Genomic DNA, 18,791 nt, shown 5'->3' with positions numbered 1-18,791 from the left:
AATATGAAGTGGTTCATTGTTTCATGTTTGTTAGGGATTTTTTCTCTAGGTCTAGTTATGGTTTTTGATACTTCTTCAGCTGAAATTCTCGATCGTTCTCTGACTTGCAGTACGCATAAAGCTCTAATTCGTCAGATTACTTATCTATTATTAGGATTGAGTCTTTCTTCTTTAGTTTATATGACAGGATGGAAAGATTTTCTAAAAATGAGTCCTACATTATTGTTTATTGCAGGAATAGCTCTTATTGCTGTTTTAATTCCTGGGATAGGAGTATGTAGAAATGGTGCGAAACGTTGGTTGGGTATAGGACAACTTACTTTACAGCCTTCTGAATTTGTGAAGTACCTTGTCCCTTGTGTGGCTATAGAATATCTAGTTTTCCATCCTCAATATCGAGAAAATTTTAAATTATTCCTCAAGCTAACTGCGACGTTATTTATTCCTATTCTATTGATTGCCATAGAACCTGACAATGGTTCTGCGGCTGTAATTGCTTTTTCTCTGATTCCCGTATTTATTATGACAGCTGTGCGGCTGCGTTATTGGTTGCTTCCTTTGTTATGTATCCTTGTTGTCGGAGGTGCTCTTGCTTATAGGATGCCTTACGTGAGGCATCGGTTAAATGTCTATCTCCATCCAGAGTTGGATATTAAGGGGCGAGGCCATCAACCGTATCAGGCAAAAATTGCTGCGGGATCGGGAGGATTATTAGGTAAGGGACCGGGAGCAAGTTTACAAAAACTTACTTACCTGCCCGAAGCACAAAATGATTATATTGCTGCTATATATGCTGAAGAATTTGGTTTCATTGGTATGCTGCTTTTGATTCTGCTATATATGTATTTTGTTTATAGCGGTTATGTGGTTGCTATTCGAGCATCTTCTTTAGAAGCATCTTCTTTAGCAATAGCTATTACAGTAATTATCGGAATGCAAGCTTTTATGAATTTAGGCGTTGTATCAGGATTATTACCGAGTAAGGGAGTAAATCTTCCTTTTTTCAGTCAAGGGGGATCCTCTTTGATTGCTAATATGTGTGGTGTTACATTGCTATTAAAGGTGTGTGATGAAGAAAATCAACAAAATAGCTTTAGCCGTCGGAGGATCGGGAGGACATATAGTTCCAGCTCTCGCAACAAGAGAAGCATTTTGTAAAGAGGGTGTAGACGTTCTTCTTTTGGGAAAGGGACTTGATAATCATCCGAATCTTTATGAACAAGATGTACACTATAAAGAAATTCCTTCAGGCTTGCCGATAATCACTAATCCTGTGAAAGCTATTGGTAGAACCTATTCTTTATATAAGGGGTACAAGAAAGCTAAAAAAGAGCTCATGATTTTTGATCCCGATGTTGTTATTGGATTTGGTAGTTATCATTCTCTTCCCGTATTGATGGCGGCACTAAACAAGAAAATTCCTATATTTTTACATGAGCAAAATCTTGTTCCTGGTAAAGTGAATAAACTCTTCTCACGTTTTGCTAAAGGTGTAGGGGTATCTTTCTCTCCAGTAACTAAGAAGTTTCGGTGTCCTTCACAAGAGATCTCTTTACCAAAAAGAGCTTTTTCGTCTTTTAGCCCTATTGTAGAACGTCTTACATCGCATTCTCCAACAGTGTGTGTTGTAGGAGGCTCTCAAGGAGCAAAAACATTAAATGATTATGTTCCATCTGCTCTTGTAGATGTTGCCAAGCATTATCCGAATATGTATGTTCACCACATTGCAGGACCTAGAGGTGATGTTGTTTCTATACAACATGTTTATAGTCGTGGTGATGTATCTTTCTGTGTAAAACATTTCGAGCAAGATATGCTCAATGTTTTACTTTCATCAGATCTTGTAATTAGTCGTGCAGGAGCTACAATTTTAGATGAGTTGTTATGGGCACAAAGTCCTTCAATACTCATCCCTTATCCAGGAGCTTACGGACATCAGGAAGAAAATGCAAAGTTCCTTGTCTATACTATAGGAGGGGGATCGATGATCTTAGAAAAACAGCTTTCCCAAGAGCTTTTGACTAAAAATATTTTGCTTGCTCTAGATTCTGAAACTATTAAAAATAGGCGAGAGGCGCTGCGAGCTTATTATTACAACAAATCTTCGAAGTCTTTTTATCAATTTATTTGTGAATGTTTATAGGTAATCTATGGATAGGAAAATCCGCTATCATTTTATAGGTATTGGTGGAATAGGAATGAGTGCATTAGCTCATGTTTTATTAGACCGTGGGTATTCTGTATCAGGTAGTGATTTGAATCAAGGCGCCACTGTAGATAAACTTATTGCTAAAGGTGCAACATATTTTTCCGGACATAGAGAAAGTCATGTTCCTGAAGATTGTATTGTTATCTATGGATCGGGGATTGCTAAGGATAATGTAGAATATAAGGAAGCTTTACGAAAACAGTTGCCTACATGGCATCGTGCTGAGCTTCTTGCTTTTTTAATGCAGGAGCAAACCAGCATTTTAGTTTCGGGAAGTCATGGGAAAACTACCGTATCCTCATTAATTACAGCGATTTTTCAAGCAGCAGAAAAAGATCCTTCTTATGCTATTGGAGGGTTGAATTCTCTATATTTAAATGGGTATTCGGGAAAGTCAGAATATTTTATTGCGGAAGCTGATGAAAGCGATGGTTCTTTAAAACACTACCTTCCTAAGGTTGCCGTGGTTACGAACTTAGATAATGAACATCTAAGTAATTTTGAAGGAAGTAAGGAAAAACTTGCATTAACGATTGAAGAGTTCTGCCGTAAGGTTGATAACCCGAACTTATGTTTTTATAATGGCGATTGCCCAGAACTTAAGGGAAGGATTTTTGGAACCTCATATGGATTTTCTCAAGATTGCGATCTGCATATTTGTTCGCATCGTCAAGAAGGATGGTGTTCTATTTTTTCTCTATCTTTTTTGGGAAAAGATTACTTAGATATAGACCTTAACTTGATTGGTAAGCATAACATTGCAAATGCTGCAGTGGCTGTGGGCATAGCATTAACTTTTGGTATTGAAGAGGTAAGTATTAGAGAAGCTCTTAAAAGTTTTTCTGGAGTACAAAGACGTATGGAAAGAAAGAATATTTCTGAGCGATTCTTGTTTTTCGAGGACTATGCGCATCATCCTTCTGAGATTTCTTGTACCTTAAGAGCGCTACGAGATGCTGTAGGATTGCGTCGTATAGTTGCTATATGTCAGCCTCATAGATTTTCTAGATTACAATATTGTTTAGATGAGTTTTTCAGTGCTTTTCAAGATGCTGATGAGGTAATCCTCACAGACATCTACAGTGCGGGAGAAACACCATTAGATTTACCTTCTCCTGAGAGACTCGCGGAGACGATTTCTTTATCTTCTCATGTTTGCTGTGCCTATGTTCCCTATGATAATGTTATAGAGTATTTAAAACGAGAAATTCGCGTTCATGATGTCTGTATATCTTTAGGAGCAGGGAATATTTATGCTGTAGGAAATGCATTAAAGGATTTTGAACCTAGGAAATTATCTGTAGGCGTGGTTTGTGGGGGGCAATCTTGCGAACATGATATCTCTTTATTATCCGCGAGAAATGTTATTCAGTATCTTTCCTCTCAGTATTATGATGTGCAGTATTTCGTTATTAATCGGCAAGGATTGTGGTCGAAAGTATCGAATCTTAATGAAGTAAGTTGTTGCGATAGGCCAGGTCATCATGTGCTATCTCCAGAAATTGCTGAGATCTTAGTTGGTTTAGATTTTATTCTTCCAATTTTACATGGTCCTTGTGGGGAAGATGGTACGCTTCAAGGATTCTTAGAAATTATCGATAAGCCTTATGGAGGGCCATCATTGCTCTTTTCAGCTATCTGTATGGATAAGATTATGACAAAACGTCTTGCAGCTTCTATAGGGATCCCTGTGGTTCCTTATCAACCGTTAACTTTACATGCTTGGAAACGGACTCCGGAATTATGTATACACAGAATTTTAGAGACTTTTACTTTTCCTATGTTTGTGAAAACAGCTCATTTAGGATCAAGTGTCGGTGTGTTTGAAGTTCATAATGAAATAGAACTAAAATCAAAAATATCTGAAGCATTTCTATATGATACTGACGTATTTATTGAAGAGAACCGTTTAGGATCTCGAGAAATCGAAGTATCTTGTCTTGGGGATGCTTGCACCTGTTATTATATTTCTGAACCACACGAGCGTCGCGGATCAAAAGGATTTATTGATTATGAAGAGAAATACGGATTAAATGGTAAATCTAGTGCTAAAATACAGTATGATCCAGATCTTCCTGAGGAATCTAAAATACGGGTGAAAGAACTTACAGAACGTGTATATCGTGCTATTCAGGGTAAAGGATCTTGTAGAATCGATTTCTTTTTAGATGGAGAAGGAAACTTTTGGCTTTCTGAAATGAATCCTATTCCAGGAATGACAAAATCTAGCCCATTTCTACATGATTTTGTGCATTTGGGATGGACTTTTGAACAAGTCGTGCATCAACTAATTGTATCGGGATTACATAAGTTTGATCAGAAGAAAAAAGTCAGCAGTACTTTTAATAAGCAAAGCTTATTAACCGCGAAGAGCTAAAAACTCCTTGAAGGGGTTTTTAGCTATTGCCAAACTCTATTTATGAAATGTAGAAAAGTAGTGAATATTATTCAGAATGGTGATTATGGCTGCATTTGTGATGCGTTGAAGATGCTTCTGTATCTTCCTCATCAGCTGAACAGCAGTTGCCTCGGCCACAACATTGCTGGGCCATCCCTGAGTCATTAGAGTTGTTTGAATCAAGACAAAAACCACTAGAAGCATCCTCGTCTTCGCCAACAGATTCTCTGCTGCCTTCGGGTTGAATCAAGTCGATTTGTATCTTCTTTTTTAATCTTGCGCACACACGTCTAAGGATAGTTCTTAGTGCGTGTATGGTATTTCCTCGTCTACCTATGATCTTCCCTATATCATCGGGAGCCACACGTATCTCTAGCTTTATAGATTCACCTGACTCATCCTGAATAGAACGAATTTCCACAGCTTCAGGATCAGCAACTAAATTCTTTACGATATATGCTACAAACTCTTCCATAAAATCCAAATTAAATTGAGATGTGGAAAAAAAGAATAAGACACTTATGTATCCTTCAAAGTTCCGAAAAGGATTATATCCATTTTAGAAAAAACGTCAAGATTTATTCATTCCTGAGGCGTTTGTGAGGCAGTTTCTAGAGATAACCATTGTAAATATTTCTCATTTCCATCGTCGATTTTAACAAAAATGATTTCAGGAACATCATAAGAACATAGGGATTGAATAATTGCAGAAATTGCTGAAAATCGAGCAGACGTTGTTTTGATTTGGATTTGATATTCTTCGGAAACGCAGAGTTTGCCTTTCCACATATAAATAGATTTTCCTTTTTGGAAAATATGAACGCAGGCAGCCAGCTTCTGAATTACTAAAGTATTAGAAATATTCTCGGCTTCTTCTTGAGAAGATAGCTGAGTAAAGATGATTATAGGTGTCATATCTTACTTAATAATAAATGGTTGGGAAATCTTAAATCATAGATATAGGGTTGTTGGGAGTCAAACACAGCGCTATTTTGAGTGAGATGATAGTTTTTCAATCCTTTACGTAATGCATGGTATTGGAATCTTAGGAGATTCCCTGAAGATAAAGTGACAGTTATCTCCATCGGGTAGATTTCGGTCAGGGATAAATCGATAATTACAGGAGGATCTTCTTTGAGATCTTCAATGAGAAGAGACGCGATGTCTATTTTCCATAAAGGTAAAATAGAATCGAGCACATCTTTTTTAGAAAAGAAGATTTGGGGAAGTTTTTGAGATTTGAAAAAAGGTTGACAGGGGAATTGTTCTCCTGAACGATTAATCAGAGTGTTGGTTTGATTCCCTAGGTAACCAAGCGGAGAATGCAGAGAATAAAAGATGATGATTCCTTTATTATCCGGGATCTTTTCTATAGCTATGGAAGAGAATATACCTAAATCTTTTAAAGTAGCCTCTGCTTGCTTAGTTGTAAATTGATGTAGAAACGTTGGATTATCTGCTGATAGTTGTAGTGTTTCTGAAAAAATAATTTCAGGAATTCTAGAAGGGGATGATGAAACTAGAAAAATATTTTTAATTGGGAGGGCTTTTGTTGTGGGGAATGAAAAAGTCTCGGGAAACAAAAGCCAATGAATGATAGGGATAAAAATCAGGGTGCTAATGAAAATGCACAGTAATGCATAAGAGATAGAGTATCTCGGTCCAGGAGAAAAAAGCATTTTTATAAAGCTTCTTACCATGGGCGCGCATTGTTTTTTATTTTTATCGTAAATAATATTGCTAATATTTGCGAGATACTATTTGGAGTTGCTTTTATGGATTGGTTAACTAAACAGTATGGTGACATTTTTGTTGTTTCTTTGGAGGGAGCTTTAGATGCTGTTTCTGTACCAAAGGCAGAAGTATTTCTAGATAAGAAAGTAAATGAAGGCAACCATAAAATGGTGCTAAACTTTCAACAAGTTACTTATATGAGTAGTGCAGGGATTCGTCTGCTATTTTCACTGTCTAAATTGTTACAGGCTCGCCAAGGTCTCCTTTGTATTTGTTGTGTTCAAGATGTAGTTGCGGACGTTATTCGTATAGCAGGTGTTGATCAATTGTTGCCTGTTTGCCAATCAGAACAAGAATGTTTCACTAAATTTTAATCCTATTGCATATGCGTGCTCCTGAATTTCAATCTAATGCTATAACATCCACAGGATGTGATGTCTGCTTAGATCCACAAAAATCATTTACAAAACTGTTTAAACGTACTGTGATTTTACTTTCAGGACCCACAGGATCGGGTAAAACGGATGTTTCTTTATGGCTAGCGCCTATGATTGATGGTGAAATTATCTCTGTAGATTCCATGCAAGTTTATCGTGGCATGGATATTGGTACAGCAAAAGTGTCTATAGAAGCTAGACAGCGTATTCCTCATTATTTGATAGATATCTGCCATGTCCAAGAACCTTTTAATGCTGTAGATTTTTATTATCAGGCTATGCAGGCATGTCAAAATATTCTTTCTAGAAATAAAGTTCCTATCCTTGTTGGAGGGTCCGGGTTTTATTTTCACACTTTTCTTTCCGGTCCTCCCGAAGGACCGCCTGCAGATCGTGAATTTCGAGATCAGCTTGCTTTTTATATTTATGAACATGGTTTGTCATTTTTATACGAAAATCTTTGTCAGAAAGATCCTGAATACGCACAGAGCATTACAAAAAATGATAAGAATAAAATCATTCGTGCCTTAGAAATTATCCATTTCACAGGAAAGAAGGTTTCAGAGCATAACTGGAGTATGGAAGCTCAAGAATCTAGGGAATATAATTGTCGAGGTTGGTTTCTATCATCTCCGAAAGATCTTTTGCAGCATAATATTCAATTACGTTGTCAGAAGATGCTAGAAGATAATTTAATTGATGAAGTGCGTAGGTTGCTCGATCAGGGAATAAGAGAGAATTCTTCAGCATCGAAAGCTATAGGCTATAGAGAATGGATCGAATTTATTGATCAGGGATCGCCGGCGGAATCCTATGAGAGTGTGAAACAAAAATTTATTGCAAATACTTGGCGATATACAAAAAAACAAAGAACTTGGTTCAAACGCTATCCTTTGTTTCGAGATCTGTCTTCTCTAGGATTGACAGCAGAAGCTATAGCAGAGAAAATCGCAGAAGATTATTTCCTTCATGGTTGATATGTACTCTCTATATGTTCATAGAATGTATTCCTTTCTACAGGAATGAAACCTTCAGCAATAATCATTGCACGGGCTTCCTCTTCTGAACTTTGTAAAGTCCATCCCGTACATTTATGCACGCTTTCATCAATAATTGTTCCCCCGAAATCATCAGCTCCATAATGTAGACCACGAGCACCTTGTTCTTTCCCTTCTCCAAACCAAGAAGCTGCTATGTGTTCAAAGTTATCTAAAAAGATTCGAGAGAGAGCTAAAATACGATAATACATTTCAGGAGGCGCTTGATTAGGGACTTTACGTCCTAGAGCTGTATTTCCAGACTTATAACTCCAAGGAATAAAGCTATAGAATCCTGGAATTTCATCTTGGGCATTTCTTAGAGCATCCAAATGTAGAAGAATGTCATGAGCGGTTTCTATATGACCAAACATCATAGTAGCTGTTGTTCTAAAACCTAAACGATGAGCGAGCTTATGAAAGTTCATCCATCCATCAGGACCCATTTTTTTTGGTGATAAGACTTTACGTACGCGCTCAGAGAGAATCTCTGCTCCACCTCCAGGAATAGTTCTCTGTCCGGCTTCCCAAAGTTTTCTTAAAGCTTCTTCTGTACTAATCCCTGAAACTATGGCTGCATGTGAAATTTCGACCGCAGAAAAAAAATGAGGATGCAAAGAAGGGAATTCTGTAACGGCGATGTGTACTAATTCTTCAAGATAATCCACCCCTAATCTTGGATGGACGCCTCCTTGAAGGAGTACAGTTTTAACTCCCATAGATATATATCCTTGCATTAAAGAACGGAATTCGTCAAAAGAAAGAAGGAATGCATCGGAGGAGCGAGGCTTTCTATAAAAGGCACAAAAGGTACAATCAATTTTACAAATATTGGTGTAGTTAGGATTGGCGTCTAGGACATAAGTGACTTTATTATCAGGATAACGTTGCTCGCGCAAAATATTCGCAACTTCTTGTAGTTTCTCTAAAGGACTTGCCCTGAATAACTCCAATCCTTCGTCAAAGGAAATTCTAGTAGATAAGTTCATAAAAACGATTGACGATAATGTAGTACGGGGGCAAACTTTATCTTCTATTCATTATTTCTTTGTCAAGCCCTACACCCTAAGTTGTTATTATGGATACTTCAGACAACAGCTTTCATTCTTTAGAAGCAAAACAAGGTTCTATAGTGGTTTCTAGTGAGGAATCGAAATCCAAACGTGATGATATTTCTGACGCCGCAATGACTAATGAATCCTTTACCATATTTACTCAAGAGTTATCTAGATTTTCGTTGATAGAAGATCAAGTAGCTTTTAGTTTAGAGAAAATGGAGCAAGCGTTAAGAAACAACCAAGGAGCGAATTTAAAGCTGTTTTGGGCGATACGAAAGCACTGTCTTCCATTATTCCATCAAGTAGAAAACGTTGGTAAGCGGGCTGAATTTTGGCGTCGCTACATTGATTTAACGAAGGAAGGACGGCATATTAAATCCTTACAAGATGAAGAAGGGACTTTTGTTGTTGGACAGATTGAGTTAGCCATATCTTGTCTTGAGCAAGATATAACTAGTTTTTTAGACGGAACCAATCCTCTGACAGTACAAGAAGAACAGTCCGTATTTTTAGAGACTCAAACTTTGGAAAAACGCAAGACCTTTTATAAGGATTTGCATGCCTCATTAGTTTGGTTAAGTAGTTTTTCCGCAAGAATCATTGATTTGCGAAAAGAATTGATGAATGTTGGTATGCGCATGCGGCTGAAAAGTAAGTTTTTCCAACGTTTATCCTCTTTAGGGAATCAAGTGTTTCCGAAAAGAAAAGAACTTATTGAGAAGGTCAGTGAAGCTTTTTCAGAAGATGTTGAATCTTTTGTTTCCAAGTATTTTTCTCGTGCAGATAAGGACACATTAAAACGTTCCGTTTTTTTTTTACGGAAAGAAATCAAAAATCTACAGCAAGCTGCTAAATGCTTAGCTGTTTCCTCTACCGTATTTTCTGATACTCGTTTGAAACTAAGTAAATGTTGGGATCAACTTAAAGGTCTAGAAAAAGAAATTCGTCAGGAGCAAAGTCGGTTAAGAGTGACATCGGCAGAAAACTCTAAAGATGTTCGTGAGCAATTAACAAGTATAGCCCAGATGTTGGAAGAGGGTAGCGATCTTTTCAAAGTTCGCAAGGATTTAGATGCGGCTGCAAAACGTATACGTGCTCTAGATCTGGTTCATGATGATGTTGTTGCCTTAAAAGCAGAACTGCAAATTCTTTTTGAAAAGCTTCGCGAAAGACAGGAGGCTGCAGAACAGGTTTATCAAGAACAATTAGCTCGAGATAAACAGATCAGACAAGAAGCTATTAAAGAATTGAGTGATAAGATCCATGTGTTTTCTGAAAAGTGTATTTCTGGAGATATTCATCCAGAGGCCCGTTCAGATTGGCAAGAACTGAAAGAATCTTTAACCAAAGCAGTTTTTCTATCTGCTTCGGAAAGAATAGCCTTAGATAATCGATTAAATCTAACTTTGCAGCATATAGCAGCGTTTTTTGAAGAACAACTGCTGTCTTCTCCTGATTCTCGTGAAAAACTCACAAATATGCGACAGGTTTTGTTTCAGAGACAAGAGCGTCGCAAGGAATTGAAAGATAAATTAGAGCAAGATAAAAAACTTCTTGGATCTTCGGGTCTAGATTTTGATCGTGCTATGCAATATAGTGCTCTAGTTGAAGAAGACAAACGCGCTTTAGAGGAATTGGATCAAGGAATTCTTGATCTAAAGCGACAAATTCAGCAGTTAACATGAGACGATCTTGTATATATGCTTTTGATTTAGATGGTACATTGCTACGAGGTAATAGCAGTATAGGGTTTTATAAATACGCCTTGGGGCGTCGCTTATTCTCTTATAAAACCCTTCCCTCTTGCTGTTTATTTTTTCTGCGTTTTCGATTTTTTTTTTTAGATTTGCCTTCATTTTATTCCCGAATCGTATCTTCTTTACTCACAACTGTTTCTTTTGAAGAGCTTTCTTCTATGGCAATGGAGTTTGCACATACTCTCGGTGAAAAAAATTTTTATTATCCTGCTCTAGAAAAATTTCATGAAGCTTTGGAGGATTCCTCAGGAGAAGTCATGATCTTTTCTTCGTCTCCAGATTTTATTGTTCGACCCATAGCTGAGAGACTTGGGGCGAATATGTGTTATGCCTCAGGATTTCAAGAGTTTTCTAGAGGGCAAATGCTTGCAAATCAATGTCTGACTGGGGATAATAAGGCGAAAATACTCAGCCACCTTAAAAAAATAGGTCGGGCAAGAAGTCATACTTTTTCGGATCATATCTTGGATTTACCTTTTCTTCTTCTTGGTGAGGAAAAAACGGTAGTGCGACCTAAGGGAAGACTAAGAAAAATGGCTAGAAAGTATTATTGGAATATTATTTAACGTAAGAAAAAAAGCTCGACCTTATCCTAGATAATCGAGTATTCTCATGCCAGTTTCTATGGAATTATTTTGCTTTAATTTATTAAAAGTAATTGCCAAAGTTATAGACAACAAAAAGGGAAATAACCCTGTTGTCTTAGATGTCCGTGCCATTTCTCAGCTCACAGATTATTTTATTTTTGCTGAAGGGAATGTCGGTGTACATGTAAAAGCTTTGGCAGACACTATCGTGCAGGAATTAAAAGAACATAATCTTGCTCCTTTGCATGTAGAGGGATTAAACCATGGTGACTGGGTAGTTATAGATTACGGATTTATCGTCATTCATCTATTTGTCTCGTCCATCAGAGAACAATATCGATTGGAAGAGTTATGGAAAGACGGTTGCATTATTACATCCAAGCTTCTAGCTTCTTAACGGGGTAGAATAACTTTATGAATAAAAAACGTGTAGTGGTCACGGGATTGGGTGTTGTTTCTTGTTTAGGCAATGAAATAGACACCTTTTATGATAATCTGCTTGCTGGTATTAGTGGCGTTCATACAATTACTTCTTTTCCATGCGAAGATTATGCTACCCGTTTCGCCGCTTGGATTCCTGAATTTAATCCCGAGCCTTATTTAGATAAAAAACAAGCACGCAGAGTCGACCCTTTTATTACTTATGCAGTAGTTGCAGCTAAAAAAGCTATTGCAATGTCTCGCTGGGACAAAGACAATCTTCCTGCTGATCCCCTCCGCTGCGGTGTTGTCATCGGTTCTGGTATGGGAGGATTGCAAACTTTAGACGAGGGCATGGAGCGTCTTATTATAGGTAATAAGAAGCTTTCTCCATTTTTTATACCTTATATTATTACCAATATGGCTCCTGCGCTTATTGCTATGGATTTTGGACTTATGGGTCCGAATTATTCGATATCTACAGCATGCGCAACTTCGAATTATTGTATTGATGCAGCTTATCAACATCTTGTTTCCGGACGTTCTGACATGATAGTTTGTGGTGGAACTGAGGCTGCAGTGAATCGTGTCGGATTGACCGGTTTTATTGCTAATCGAGCTTTATCGGAAAGGAATGATGCCCCTCAAGAAGCCTCTCGTCCTTGGGATAGAGATAGAGATGGTTTCGTTATTGGCGAGGGAGCTGGGATTTTAGTTTTAGAAACTTTAGAGAACGCTTTGAAGCGAGGAGCTCCGATATATGCGGAGGTGCTTGGTTCGTATACTACTTGTGACGCTTTCCATATTACAGCTCCTAGAGATGATGGAGAGGGCATTACGTCATGTGTTCTTGGAGCTCTAAAAAGTTCTGGTATTCCTAAAGAACGCGTAAATTATATTAATGCTCATGGAACATCAACTCCTCTAGGAGATATATCGGAAGTTTTGGCATTGAAAAAAGCTTTCGGTAGTCATGTGAAAAATTTACGAATGAATTCCACAAAGTCTCTTATAGGCCATTGTCTAGGAGCGGCTGGAGGAGTCGAAGCTGTTGCAACAATTCAAGCAATTCAAACGGGCAAATTACATCCTACGATTAATTTAGAAAACCCGATTGCAGAAATTGATGATTTTGACGTGGTTGCGAACAAGGCCCAGGATTGGGATGTTGACGTTGCTATGTCAAATTCTTTTGGTTTTGGTGGACATAATTCAACGATATTATTCTCGAGGTATATACCCTAATTATGATGAAGACAAAGTATGAATACTCTTTTGGTATTATTCCCATAAAATTTTTTGGTACTCCAGATAGAAGTACACTGAAGGTTTGTTTTATCTGCCATACCCAAGGCAAGCATTGGGGATTTCCTAAAGGTCATTCTGAAGATAAAGAAGGCCCTCAGGAGGCTGCAGAAAGAGAGCTTGTTGAAGAAACAGGTTTAAGTGTAGTCAATTTTTTCCCAAAAGTTCTTGTGGAACACTACTCTTTTAATGATAACGAGGTATTTGTTCGCAAAGAAGTTGCTTACTTTTTGGCAGAAGTTCAAGGGGATGTACATGCAGATCCAGATGAAATATGCGATGCTCAATGGCTAAGCATTCAAGAAGGCATGCGTTTATTGAGTTTCCCTGAACTTAAGGATATCGCTGGAGAAGCAGATAAATTTATCAATAATTATCTCTTTTCATTCTAAATAATGAAAAGAGATAATTTATGAAATTTGGGGAGAGGGGAACCTCTCCTTAAACATTTATATTGTTGTTTTTTCGCTAGAAAATTTATTTAGATAATCTTGATGAGCTAGCTCGATTACTTTTTGAGCTTCTTTCTTTCCATAGATACCTACGATTTCAATTTTTGCAGGTTTGCCATGGATTAAATGCTCTGGAGTTGCTTTATAAGTTAGAAAATAGTGTTGGATCATATCAAGAACCGTGCAGGGGCAATCTGAAATATCTTGAATTTCTGAAAATACTAAATCATCTTCAAGAACAGCGATAATCTTATCGTCAGCCTCTCCAGAATCAATAATACGTAATCCTCCAATAGGACGTGCTTGAAGCAAGATATTCCCATGAGTGATATTCTTTTCAGTCAACACACAAATATCTAGAGGGTCGTCATCTCCTTGAATATTCTCTTTCAGACTTTGTTCCCCGCTATACTTTCCAGAGAGTTCTCCACAATATGTTCTAGGCAACAACCCGTATAGACATGGGCAGAAATTAGAAAATTTCTGAGGGCGGTCTACTTTTAATAAACCCGTAACTTTGTCTAATTCAAACTTTACAGAATCTTGGGGAGTAATTTCTATATAACAACATAGAGACTCATAGCTGTCTTGAGTTAGTATAGGACCGTGCCAAGGATGCATGATTGATAAAGATTGTTTGTCAGACATAAGCGACTCTCATTATAGACTTTTTTTTATTTTTTAATCTTCTGGAGGATCCTAGCGTAACACGTGGGGAATTTTAAGAGAAGGAGGAGGGTTTGGTTAATTGACTTTTAATTAAATCTATACAATACTTCCTTATTATAATTGCAAATCCTTCCACTTTAAGATTATGAAATACCCCCTAGTGTTCAAAGATATAAATATAGAAGATTATGAGCGTGTGATAGAGGTGACGTGTGAGGGCATCCAGTTACATGCGTTAATCGCTATCCACCAGACACTAGTAGGCCCCGCATTAGGCGGAGTTCGTGCTTTTGCCTATAATTCTTTTAATGATGCTCTAACGGATGTTTTACGTTTGTCCAAAGGCATGACATATAAAGCAATTCTCAGTGAGACAGGAACGGGGGGAGGAAAAAGTGTTATCATTCTTCCTAAAGGTATGACACGGCCTACTGAGGCTATGCTAAGGGCTTTTGGTCAGGCAGTAAATTCTCTCGGGGGTCAGTATATAGCTGCTGAAGATATGGGAGTCTCTGTTAGGGATATCAATATCATCAATCATGAAACTCCTTGGGTATGTGGTATAGAAAGCATAAGCGGCGATCCTTCAATTTACACAGCCCACGGAGTTTTTTTATGTATAAAAGAAACTGCAAAGCAGTTGTGGGGGAGTTCTTCTCTAAAGGGAAGAAAAATTGGGATACAAGGTCTTGGTGCTGTCGGTAGAAAGTTATTACACTCCTTATTTTTTGAAGGCGCGGAACTTTATGTTTTTGATACGAATCAAGAAATTCTTAATGAAGTTACCAAGTTCTATAGTGTAACTGTTGTTTCTAAAGACGCTTTTCCAACTTTAGAATGTGACATTTTTGTTCCATGCGCATTCGGAGGAGTGATTAATAGAGATAATGTGTGCAATTTACGTTGTCGTGCAGTTGTTGGAGCTGCAAATAATCAACTAGAAAACGCTTCTTTAGGCGCTCTGCTTCATGCTCAGGGGATATTATACGCCCCAGATTATCTAGCTAATGCTGGAGGCCTATTAAACGTAGCGCTTGCTGTTGGAAAACCATATTGTCCGAAGACAGTCCTACAAAAGGTTAGTAAGCTTCCTGTTATTCTTAGAGAAATTTATGAACAGAGCGAAGATTCAGACCGGGACACCGTGATTCTATCCGATAGTATAGTAGAAGAAAAACTAGCTGCTTATGTCTAATAAGCGAGCAAGTTTTCTTCAGGAACGATATTCAAACGTTCCTGAAGAGCGTCTAAAGTAATCCTATGAATGTCCTTATTTCCAGAAGCTAGAATTATGGGATGGTTTTCTAAAATAAAATCCTCCCTACGATAATTTAGCTGGTTCCCAAAAATATCAGAAACTATACCTCCCGATTCTTCTACCAAAAATGCTCCAGGAGCGTGATCCCAAGCTTTTGCTTGGGAAATAGCAAAAGGATAACGGATAAAAAAGTCTACAGAGCCCTCGGCAACCATAGCGTATTTGTACTGACTATCAACACGGTAAGCCTGGGGTTGTCCAGGGAGTGATAAACTTAGTAAACGTGTGGTGTGGTGTTGTTGATTACGTGCTGCTAAAGAAGCCTCACAAAACTTCCCTGTTAATGTAGTTCCAGATTTTAAATGGCGTCTAGAATCAATTGCCGTACCAAATAATGATGTACCATAATTTTTAGCCGCAGAATAAATTTTAAATGTGTGTGGGTCTATTGATGGGCAGGCCATAACAGCAAGTATAGGATTATCCTCATAAATTAGAGACACTGCGGTTGCAAAAAAACGATTTTTGATAAATCCGGATGTGCCGTCAATAGGATCAACAAGCCAATATAATGAGGAGATTTCTTGATAGGGTGTTAATGTCTCTAGAAGATCTTCGGATGTTGCCTTAGGATCTAGCTTATGAACAAATTCTAAAATTTTATTAATTTTATCATTATCACTTACAGGGTCTAGGACTTCCTCTCCTATAAATGGAATATGTGGGAAGGTTGTTGATAGTTTTTTTTGAAGACAATATTGGACAGCATAATCTGCAGGAGTAACAAAGGACCCATCAGGTTTTGTCCAGAAATGAACCAGAGGGAGGCGTTGTCGATAACGGATTAACTCGGAGATTGTTTTCTCAACTATACTTTCTGCAACTCTTTGATAATCTAGCAAATGAGACGGCATAGTGATTTTTTTCCTAAGTAATAGCTAAACCATACTACCAAAAGATAGGATTATGTTAAACTTGCTAGAGGGGTTGTAAGAGAATTTGTTATGGAAAAAGGTTACCTATGATAGTTAAGATGTGGCGTACTATCTACGAAGCTACTTATGCTTTTCTCGTTGGCTCCGCTTTAAAATTGCGCTATAAGATAAAATTAGAGGGTCTAAAGTCTCTAAAACCTAATCCTAATCAAGGAAGTCTATTTTTATCAAATCATGTAGCTGAAATTGATCCTGTAATTCTTGAATACTTATTTTGGCCGCGTTTTCATGTACGTCCTCTTGCAGTGAATTATTTATTTAAGGATGTTGTAGTTCGTTGGTTCTTAAATTCTGTAGGGGCTATACCTGTTCCAACTGTTGTCCCTGGAAGAGAATGTAAAAAGACTGTCGAACAGATGGAAAAGTTTTATAACCAGACAATTAGCCTTTTAGATAATCAAGCTAGTGTTTTATTGTATCCCGCCGGCAGATTGTCAAGGAACGGGAAAGAAGAAATAGTTAATCAGTATTCGGCATACGTGCTATTGCATAAATCTAAGGAGTGCAATGTGTTTTTGATACGTATTAGCGGATTATGGGGTAGTGCTTTTTCGCGCTATAAAACTCAATCTACACCCAAGTTAGGTAAAGTATTTAAGGAAGCTATGAAAGCCCTATTACGTCGGGGATTATTCTTCATGCCGAAACGCTTTGTGAAAGTAACGATACAACAGATAGACCACGACTTCTTAAAACAATTCCCCACCAAACAGGATTTGAATGCTTTTCTTTCTTCATGGTTTAATGAGGGTAAAGAGAGTTTTCCTATAGAAGTTCCTTATGCCTAATGTTAGGGGAGTTATGGTATGCATAAGCGTTGGAATTACTCTAATAAACGTCGTATAGGTTTACGAGACGGTCACACAGTTTTAGAGAAGTTTTTAAAACTGTGTTCAGAAATGAAATCGGATGCCGGTTGTTGGGATGAGCAACTTGGGGTCCTATCTTACGACGATTTGCGTAAAGCCATTATAGCTTTAGCTTTAAAAGTATCTAAATATCCTGATCAGAGTATCGGGGTTATGATGCCTGCTTCTGCAGGAGCGTACATTGCCTATTTTGCTATACTATTATCTGGTAAAATTCCTGTTATGATTAATTGGAGTCAGGGACTTCGAGAAATGGCAGCTTGTATTGAGCTTGCTAATGTGAATCATATCTTAACTTCCAAACAGCTTGTTGAGCATTTGCGACAGATCCATGGCGATGATGTTGAGTATCCAGCACAGCTAATTTATATGGAAACTATACGTAAACAACTCTCCCTTTGGGATAAAGTGCGTATAGCATTTTATTTTTCTCTTCCTTACCCCTGGTTAATGCGATTATTCGATATCTCAGGACAGAGTGAGGAAAAAGTTGCCGTTATTTTATTTACATCAGGAACGGAGAAACTTCCTAAAGGAGTCCCATTAACACATGCGAATCTCTTAGAGAATCAGAAGGCCTGTTTGAAATTCTTCGATCCTGTAGAAACTGATGTCATGATGTCGTTTCTCCCGCCGTTTCATGCTTATGGATTTAACTGCTGCGCCCTTTTTCCTATGCTCGCTGGTTTGCCTGTAGTTTTCTCTTATAATCCTTTACAACCTAAAAAAATTGTAGAGCTTATAGATAGAACTCACGCGACTTTTTTAGGTAGCACGCCTATCTTTTTCGATTACATTTTGAAAACCGCTAAAAAACAAGAATCTATGTTAAATTCTTTGCGTTTTGTAGTTATTGGCGGTGATGCTTTTAAAGATTCCTTAAGAGAAAAATCAGACAAAGATTTCCCGCATATTATCCTTCGTCAGGGCTATGGGACTACAGAATGCTCTCCGGTGGTTACAATTAATAGTGACGATAGTCCGAAGGATGAATCCTGCGTTGGTATTCCCATTGAAGGTATCGACATCATGATTGTTTCCGAGGAAACTTATGTTCCTGTGTCATCGGGAGAGGTAGGTTTAGTTGTCATTCGAGGGACATCTCTATTTTCTGGTTATCTAGGAGCTGATCCTAATCAAGGATTTATCCAGCTCGGAGGAGATCAGTGGTATGTGACAGGCGATTTAGGATACTTAGATAAAAATAGTCAGTTATTTTTAAAAGGAAGGCTTAGTCGTTTCGTAAAAATCGGTAGCGAGATGGTAAGCTTACAAGCCTTAGAGAGCTTGCTTATTGAAGGTTTCGGTCTGCCTGAAGAACAAGAAGGTATTTCGTTAATTGTTTGCGGACTTCCCGGTGAGAAGATAAGGCTATGTTTATTCACAACGTTTTCTACAACTCTCAATGAAGTAAATGATATCCTAAAAAACTTAAAAACAAGTAGCATAATGAAGATATCCTATCAGCATCGACTGGAATCCATTCCGATGCTGGGCACAGGAAAGCCTGATTACCGAGCTTTAAATTCTCTAGCTCTTTCTCTGTTTCATGGGGACTAAAAAGACACTTGAATAGTTAAAGATTCTAGATTTCAAGGAAAAGATC

Annotated in this window: 19 protein-coding genes; 13 read left to right on the top strand and 6 right to left on the bottom strand. The window is 37.8% G+C overall.

Annotated elements, in window-relative coordinates:
- Positions 1-3 precede the first annotated feature (3 nt).
- From ftsW to C10C_RS04350, 3 genes are read left to right on the top strand one after another with little or no spacing between them, the layout of a single operon-like run.
- The gene (ftsW, locus tag C10C_RS04360; protein ID WP_117274605.1) at positions 4-1,158 is read left to right on the top strand and encodes a putative lipid II flippase FtsW; all 1,155 of its coding nucleotides are present in this window, start codon (positions 4-6) and stop codon (positions 1,156-1,158) included.
- Entirely contained in the window at positions 1,067-2,143 is a 1,077-nt protein-coding gene (gene murG / locus C10C_RS04355; RefSeq protein ID WP_117274604.1) for an undecaprenyldiphospho-muramoylpentapeptide beta-N-acetylglucosaminyltransferase, read from the top strand. The genes ftsW and murG overlap by 92 nt, the downstream gene beginning before the upstream one ends.
- Positions 2,144-2,150: 7 nt before the next feature.
- Entirely contained in the window at positions 2,151-4,586 is a 2,436-nt protein-coding gene (locus tag C10C_RS04350) for a bifunctional UDP-N-acetylmuramate--L-alanine ligase/D-alanine--D-alanine ligase (RefSeq protein WP_117274603.1), read from the top strand.
- 67 nt (positions 4,587-4,653) lie between these two features.
- Here C10C_RS04350 and C10C_RS04345 read toward each other — a convergent pair whose 3' ends face one another.
- From C10C_RS04345 to C10C_RS04335, 3 genes are all read right to left on the bottom strand, one after another.
- Positions 4,654-5,082 carry a KH domain-containing protein gene (locus tag C10C_RS04345; protein ID WP_117274602.1) on the bottom strand — a complete coding sequence of 143 codons (429 nt, stop codon included), beginning with the start codon at positions 5,080-5,082 and terminating at the stop codon, positions 4,654-4,656.
- Positions 5,083-5,189: 107 nt separating this feature from the next.
- On the bottom strand, positions 5,190-5,522 hold the full coding sequence (gene cutA / locus C10C_RS04340) for a divalent-cation tolerance protein CutA (RefSeq protein WP_117274601.1): 333 nt from the start codon (positions 5,520-5,522) through the stop codon (positions 5,190-5,192).
- Positions 5,519-6,307 (bottom strand): hypothetical protein, encoded by a 789-nt coding sequence (locus C10C_RS04335; RefSeq protein ID WP_117274600.1) that lies wholly within the window; start codon positions 6,305-6,307, stop codon positions 5,519-5,521. The genes cutA and C10C_RS04335 overlap by 4 nt, the downstream gene beginning before the upstream one ends.
- A 75-nt stretch (positions 6,308-6,382) precedes the next feature.
- On the opposite strand from C10C_RS04335, the gene C10C_RS04330 reads away from it, so the two are divergent.
- Both C10C_RS04330 and miaA read left to right on the top strand, forming a co-directional pair.
- Positions 6,383-6,715 (top strand): STAS domain-containing protein, encoded by a 333-nt coding sequence (locus C10C_RS04330; protein WP_117274785.1) that lies wholly within the window; start codon positions 6,383-6,385, stop codon positions 6,713-6,715.
- 11 nt (positions 6,716-6,726) lie between these two features.
- A complete protein-coding gene (gene miaA, locus C10C_RS04325; RefSeq protein WP_117274599.1) occupies positions 6,727-7,755 on the top strand; it encodes a tRNA (adenosine(37)-N6)-dimethylallyltransferase MiaA in 1,029 nt (342 codons plus the stop codon).
- On the opposite strand, the gene mqnC is transcribed toward miaA, so the two are convergent.
- Complete coding sequence (mqnC, locus tag C10C_RS04320) at positions 7,746-8,804, bottom strand: cyclic dehypoxanthinyl futalosine synthase (protein WP_117274598.1); 1,059 nt, start codon at positions 8,802-8,804, stop codon at positions 7,746-7,748. The genes miaA and mqnC overlap by 10 nt on opposite strands.
- Positions 8,805-8,893: 89 nt before the next feature.
- Here mqnC and C10C_RS04315 point away from each other — a divergent pair, with 89 nt between their 5' ends.
- The 5 genes from C10C_RS04315 to C10C_RS04295 are packed head-to-tail and all read left to right on the top strand — an operon-like array spanning position 8,894 to position 13,334.
- Positions 8,894-10,558, top strand: coding sequence for a coiled-coil domain-containing protein (locus C10C_RS04315; protein ID WP_117274597.1), 1,665 nt, complete (start codon positions 8,894-8,896; stop codon positions 10,556-10,558).
- On the top strand, positions 10,555-11,196 hold the full coding sequence (locus C10C_RS04310; RefSeq protein WP_117274596.1) for a haloacid dehalogenase-like hydrolase: 642 nt from the start codon (positions 10,555-10,557) through the stop codon (positions 11,194-11,196). The genes C10C_RS04315 and C10C_RS04310 overlap by 4 nt, the downstream gene beginning before the upstream one ends.
- Before the next feature lie 58 nt (positions 11,197-11,254).
- Positions 11,255-11,614 carry a ribosome silencing factor gene (rsfS, locus tag C10C_RS04305; RefSeq protein ID WP_117274784.1) on the top strand — a complete coding sequence of 120 codons (360 nt, stop codon included), beginning with the start codon at positions 11,255-11,257 and terminating at the stop codon, positions 11,612-11,614.
- A 17-nt stretch (positions 11,615-11,631) separates the two neighbouring features.
- A complete protein-coding gene (gene fabF, locus C10C_RS04300) occupies positions 11,632-12,882 on the top strand; it encodes a beta-ketoacyl-ACP synthase II (protein WP_117274595.1) in 1,251 nt (416 codons plus the stop codon).
- Between the two features lie 2 nt (positions 12,883-12,884).
- Positions 12,885-13,334, top strand: a complete 450-nt coding sequence (locus tag C10C_RS04295; RefSeq protein WP_117274594.1) for a bis(5'-nucleosyl)-tetraphosphatase — start codon at positions 12,885-12,887, stop codon at positions 13,332-13,334.
- A gap of 57 nt (positions 13,335-13,391) precedes the next feature.
- Here C10C_RS04295 and C10C_RS04290 read toward each other — a convergent pair whose 3' ends face one another.
- Positions 13,392-14,042 carry an inorganic pyrophosphatase gene (locus C10C_RS04290; protein ID WP_117274593.1) on the bottom strand — a complete coding sequence of 217 codons (651 nt, stop codon included), beginning with the start codon at positions 14,040-14,042 and terminating at the stop codon, positions 13,392-13,394.
- A gap of 166 nt (positions 14,043-14,208) precedes the next feature.
- On the opposite strand from C10C_RS04290, the gene C10C_RS04285 reads away from it, so the two are divergent.
- Positions 14,209-15,258 (top strand): Glu/Leu/Phe/Val dehydrogenase family protein, encoded by a 1,050-nt coding sequence (locus C10C_RS04285; RefSeq protein WP_117274592.1) that lies wholly within the window; start codon positions 14,209-14,211, stop codon positions 15,256-15,258.
- Here C10C_RS04285 and C10C_RS04280 read toward each other — a convergent pair.
- Complete coding sequence (locus tag C10C_RS04280; RefSeq protein WP_117274591.1) at positions 15,255-16,235, bottom strand: inositol monophosphatase family protein; 981 nt, start codon at positions 16,233-16,235, stop codon at positions 15,255-15,257. The genes C10C_RS04285 and C10C_RS04280 overlap by 4 nt on opposite strands.
- 107 nt (positions 16,236-16,342) lie before the next feature.
- Between C10C_RS04280 and C10C_RS04275 the strand changes: the two genes are divergently transcribed.
- Complete coding sequence (locus tag C10C_RS04275) at positions 16,343-17,104, top strand: lysophospholipid acyltransferase family protein (protein ID WP_117274590.1); 762 nt, start codon at positions 16,343-16,345, stop codon at positions 17,102-17,104.
- 18 nt (positions 17,105-17,122) lie between these two features.
- Positions 17,123-18,745, top strand: coding sequence for an AMP-binding protein (locus C10C_RS04270; protein ID WP_117274589.1), 1,623 nt, complete (start codon positions 17,123-17,125; stop codon positions 18,743-18,745).
- The last annotated feature ends 46 nt before the right edge of the window (positions 18,746-18,791 follow it).

Source organism: Chlamydia poikilotherma, assembly GCF_900239975.1.
Taxonomy (GTDB): domain Bacteria; phylum Chlamydiota; class Chlamydiia; order Chlamydiales; family Chlamydiaceae; genus Chlamydia; species Chlamydia poikilotherma.
The sequence above is the reverse complement of the archived record's forward strand: the minus strand, read 5'-3'. Positions and strand labels throughout refer to the sequence as shown.